We start from the raw sequence: 5,279 nt of genomic DNA on the forward strand, positions 1-5,279 counted from the left end.
TTGGTATGCCAAGTGCAAAGGTACCCACGAGATACTCAAGAGCGGCAGCAAGCTTTAGGAAAACTGGTTAAGCAAATTTTGCGATCGCGTAAAATTTGCCGCCCATCCAAAGGTCAACCCCTATCTGGTATTTATTTAAATACTCTGGCAGTGTATGCAGTTAACTTTTACTTGCGGTGTTTGATACTCCCATCGCTAAATCGAACGCGCCCCGCGTCGGGCAAAGCCCGAAGATTATAGCGTTCCCGTAGCGGCTCCTAGGTCGCTGGGATTATTAAGAGTATAAAACCCTTAAAGGCTGAACCAAACAGCCTCTACACCCTCCGTTCGCGTAGCGGCGACCTAGGAGCATCAAATCATCGGGCTTACTTTTTCAAGATTTTTGATGATTTAAGTTTCTAGCAGAGGCTTTTCAGCTTGCACCTAAATCGACACTCAAAGGAGCGTAATAATATATCTATGATAACAGAAACTATCAACGACTCGCAACAATTCTAGTCTCCAATTCCCAAGGGGCTGTGTGGGTCAGCTGCGGGAGCACTTTATACGCCCCGTCTCCCGGAGACAAAACCTTGAACAGGGTCGCCTTATGCCAAAAGTTTTAACCCTTTTACCTATAGCCAGTAACCCATTTTGGCGACCCTGTTCTTGCGGTAATTTCGTTCCCGCGCTTGTCTTACTGGCAGTGTCAGACGCTGCGCGAACGACTATAACGGGAGGGGAATTGGAGTTGAAAGATGGGATTTGAGACAAACTTAGAGGAAAGCGACAGTTGGAACCCAGTGATGCAAACCTTGATGGATGTTGCGGATCTGACTGTGAAAAATCATGGTAAGTTGGAGTGTAGACTTATTTTACCTGAGGCTAAGTGTGTCAAAGTTCCAGCAGCAGTCTGGCAGGAACGAATTGGTTATGTGGCGGTGGAGCTTGATCAAGCATTGGAGGAGGCAACTCTGGTAGGATTTGCTGATAAAGTGGTAACAGAACAATTCCCCGTGAACCAATTGCGAACCCTGAAAGAGTTACCGCGACACATTAAAGAGTATCGGCAATGTGGCCAATCCCAGGCAGGGGCAAAGCAGTGGAGCCATAGTCATGCTCTCAAACCCAAGGTCTTCTGTCCCGATGCTTCACCGTCCAACACTATGCAAACACACCCTACCCAACAACAGCAACCACAAAGCCAGACACCAGTAGTGCGATTAAGGCCGTGGTTAGACAATAGTTTTGAGGCAGATTGGAAGACAGTGGAAACTATATTACAGCCAGCACCGGAGCCAATGCTGGATTTCAGAAGTTTCCCCTTTGACCAACCTAGTAAAGGATTGCATACTACCGTGGGAGTAAAACGAGGTAAGCTACTCGGTTCGGAAATCGCCTGGGGTGCCGAGAAGGTGGCTTTATTTGTGGAACTACATCCAACGGATTCACCCAAAATGAATATATTCATTGAACTGTATCCTGGTGGTGGTGCAGACCGTCTTCCCCAGAATCTACAGATTATGGTGCTGGATCACGAGGGAATTGCGGTGATTCAAACCCAAGCTAGACAGACGGAAAATATTAAGTTGCAAGTAAGTGGTGAACCGGGAGAACGTTTTAGCATTCAGTTAGTGTTGAATGATGTCAGTATTACAGAAAATTTTTTAATCTGACCTTAGGGGCGATTGTGCTACCGGTATGCTTCTTAAACCCAGCCTTGTCTTAATCAGATTATTAATTAGATATATAGCATTTATAAAATAGGTGAGGTACATTTTGGGTTTTAGGGAGTAGGGAGTGATCCATGGGAAAATTTAATGTACCTCATTAATATGAAAACCACTACACCCGTATTATAAGTGTTGTGAAATAGTTTATCCCAAATCCGGGATAACCCTTTTTTAATTTAGCCCACGCAGCTAGACTTGGCTCCTCTAGTCGCGACGTCTATTCGTCTGGGATAAACGCTTATAACAGGGGATTTGGTATGATTATAGAAAAGCCCGAGTAACCAGGGCTGGTTTTTTAGTTATAAACTGACCGAAAACCCTGAGGGCGCAAGCCCCTAAATTCCATTTATGGGGTTAGCCCGAACAGGAATTTATTCCCATTACCTCTTTTTGATTTTGCACGTACCTTTTGATTGTCTCAATTGGTGCTCCTCCAACTGTGGACAGAAAGTAAGAATTAGTCCACAAGGTAGGTAACCAACTTTTCAAGTGAGGAAATTGAACTCTTAGGTACCTGCTGGTTGCCCCTTTAAATCGTTTAAGCACTCTGTGGATGCCAAACTGAGGTTCGCCTTCACAGAGTAGGTGAACATGCTCAGGCATCACTTCCAGTTCAATTATTTCGACTTGAATCTCCTTTGCTATTTGGTGAAGGAGTTCTTTTAATTTTGCTTCCACCTCTCCCACAAGTACTGGTCGGCGGTACTTGGGACACCATACTACGTGGTATTTACACTAGTAAACAATGTTTTTGTTGTACTTGAATTTATTTTTAACTTTGTCCTAAACATTAACTAAATTTTGTGTATATACTATACAAGTATACGCAAAATATAGTCAAGGAGGTGATTAAAGTGTTGGTGATGGAGTTCAAAGCCGTTCTCAAAGAATCCCAGAAAAAAGCTGTAGACGAAGCTATTCGTACATCAAAATTTGTCCGCAACAAGGTGCTTCGTTATTGGATCGACAATAAAGGAATTGGCAAAAAAGAACTGTATCGCTACAACACTCAGTTAAGAGACGAGTTTAAATTCGTTAAAGACCTCAATAGTCATGCTTGCCAGGCGTCTGTGGAAAACGTAGAACGAGCAGTAGCGCGTTTTTTCGACAATTGCAAAAAGAACGTTCCCGGCAAGAAAGGTTTCCCAAAGTTCAAGAAACATTATCGCTCGGTTGAATATAAGCAGTCTGGATGGAAGTTGTCCCCAGATAAAAAATCCCTAAAATTCACCGACAAGAAAGGTATTGGGAAAGTCAAACTCAAGGGAACCTGGGATTTATGGTGGTTCGACCAAAAGCTGATCAAACGGGTACGAATAGTAAAAAGAGCTGATGGCTATTATGTCCAGTTATGTATAAAAGTAGACAACTCTGAAAATCTGGAAGTAACTGGTTATGCTCTCGGATTAGATGTAGGATTGAAAGAATTCTATACGGATTCCGAAGGCCGCACCGAACCAAATCCTAGGTTTTACCGAAAAAGCGAAAAACGTGTAAAGTTTTGCCAGCGACGAGTATCCCGAAAAAAGAAAGGCTCAGCCAACCGACGGAAAGCCAGAAATAGATTAGGCAGGGCACATCTTAAGATAAGTAGGCAGCGTAAAGAACACGCCAAGAGACTGGCGCGTTGCGTAATCCGGTCTAACGACCTAGTCGCCTACGAAGACTTAAAGGTCAAAAACTTAGTGAAAAATCACTGCCTTGCTAAATCTATAAATGATGCAGGTTGGCGTCAGTTTCGGGAGTGGTTGGAGCATTTTGGTCAAAGGTTTGGTCGGATCACTGTTGCAGTTAATCCTGCCTATACAAGCCAAAATTGTTCTGAGTGTGGTGAAGTGGTAAAGAAGTCCTTATCGACCAGGACTCATGTCTGTAAATGTGGATGTAGATTAGATCGCGACCACAACGCCGCCAAAAATATACTTAATAGAGCCTTGAGTACGGTGGGGCACACCGGAACTTATAAAAACGCTTGGGGAGATTTGTCCTCTACTAAACCTGGTTCCGGCCTGGTTGAGCAAGACAAGTCCGTGAACCAAGAATCCCCCGATTTCTAATCGTGGGGAGTGTCAATCAGGGAAAGCATCGTTTAGAAATCCATCCCTATTGCATAAAATTTATTAAGAAGTAACGGGTAATGGGGATGATTGTTATCGATTACTAATACTTAATACCTAATAACTAATTACCAAAAATGGGAAAGTTAGTTGTCCTGAGTCTAGATGGTGATTCCCAGCAGCAGGGATTTCAGGTACGCTTAGAAATTGGTGAAGAAGGGTCACGTCCAACACTGGAAATGACAGGTTACTTGCCTGCAGCTTCACAACTCACTACTTACTTACAAGACCATTGGCGCGAAAAATATCGGAGCCTAGGTTCACCCGCGAGAATCCAGCCCGGAAAAATTATCTATGGTGGTTCCATTAACCAACAGCTCAAGGAATGTCGGGATTCAGCGCATGAGTTAGGTAATAGACTGAAACGATGGCTCGATTCTGAACAGTTTCGTCCCATTGATAAGCGATTACGGGAAGAGTTAAATCCAGAAGAAGCGATTCGGGTGCTGATTCGCACGGAAAATACCCAGTTACAAAAGCTGCCTTGGCATCTGTGGGATTTTTTTGAGCGTTACCCCAAGGCTGAAGTTGCTCTGAGTGGAAAACAGTTTAAGCGACCCCATCAACTCCCTACACCTACCTCGAAATCTAAAGTGAGAATTTTAGCAATTTTAGGTCATAGTGCTGGTATTGATATTAAAGCAGATCGACAACTGCTGGAGAATTTACCTAATGTAACAACAGTCTTTTTAGTAGAGCCCAAATATCACGAAATCAATGACCAGTTATGGGAGCAAGCTTGGGATATTATCTTTTTCGCAGGACATAGTGAGACAGAGGGGGAAACGGGTCGAATTTATATTAATCCCACCGATAGCTTAACCATTGATGAACTGTGGTATGCCCTCAAAAAAGCTGTGACACAGGGCTTAAAACTGGCAATTTTTAATTCTTGTGATGGGTTGGGATTGGCAAGGCAACTCCATGATTTACAAATTCCCCAAATGATTATAATGCGGGAGTTAGTGCCAGATCAGGTCGCTCAAAAATTTTTGAAGTATTTTTTGAACGGGTTTGCTAATGGTAAGTCTTTATATCTGGCAGCGCGGGAAGCACGGGAGCGATTGCAGGGGTTGGAGCGTCAGTTTCCCTGCGCCAGTTGGTTACCAGTAATTTACCAGAATCTAGCACAAGAACCACCAGCTTGGAAAGATTTGTACCAAGACTCAGAAACAAAATCAGAAAAACGGAAACGAAAGGGACGTAGTTTCCAGACAGTGTTCCTATCTAGCATAGTGGTGACTAGCTTAGTAATGGTGGTGCGATCGCTTGGCCTATTCCAGCCCTGGGAACTGCAAGGGTTTGATCAGTTGATGCGGCTGCGACCCGATGAAGGACCAGATCCACGACTGTTATTAGTCACAATCACTGAAGATGATGTCCAGTACCAACCTAAGGAAGAAAGAGGAGCCGCCTCCTTATCCGATCGTTCCTTGGCAAAACTGCTGGA

3 protein-coding genes and 2 pseudogenes are annotated in these 5,279 nt (G+C 43.8%); 4 read left to right on the forward strand and 1 reads right to left on the reverse strand.

The genetic code is table 11. The features are described from left to right. Together F6K20_RS23015 and F6K20_RS23020 are read left to right on the forward strand one after the other, a co-directional pair. A pseudogene (locus F6K20_RS23015) lies at positions 1-240 on the forward strand (hypothetical protein); the annotation flags it as partial. Positions 241-737: 497 nt separating this feature from the next. Then, on the forward strand, positions 738-1,655 hold the full coding sequence (locus F6K20_RS23020) for a DUF1822 family protein (protein WP_287296146.1): 918 nt from the start codon (positions 738-740) through the stop codon (positions 1,653-1,655). A 411-nt stretch (positions 1,656-2,066) separates the two neighbouring features. On the opposite strand, the pseudogene tnpA reads toward F6K20_RS23020, so the two are convergent. Beyond that, a pseudogene (gene tnpA / locus F6K20_RS23025) lies at positions 2,067-2,459 on the reverse strand (IS200/IS605 family transposase). Positions 2,460-2,566: 107 nt separating this feature from the next. Between tnpA and F6K20_RS23030 the strand changes: the two are divergent. Together F6K20_RS23030 and F6K20_RS23035 are read left to right on the forward strand one after the other, a co-directional pair. Next, on the forward strand, positions 2,567-3,769 hold the full coding sequence (locus F6K20_RS23030; protein WP_287296150.1) for an RNA-guided endonuclease InsQ/TnpB family protein: 1,203 nt from the start codon (positions 2,567-2,569) through the stop codon (positions 3,767-3,769). A 137-nt stretch (positions 3,770-3,906) separates the two neighbouring features. Further along, the coding region (locus tag F6K20_RS23035; RefSeq protein ID WP_287296148.1) for a CHAT domain-containing protein at positions 3,907-5,279 on the forward strand (1,373 nt) is incomplete at its 3' end.

Origin of the sequence: Moorena sp. SIO2C4 (assembly GCF_010672485.1) — a bacterium.
In the GTDB taxonomy this organism is placed as follows: Bacteria; Cyanobacteriota; Cyanobacteriia; order Cyanobacteriales; family Coleofasciculaceae; genus Moorena; species Moorena producens.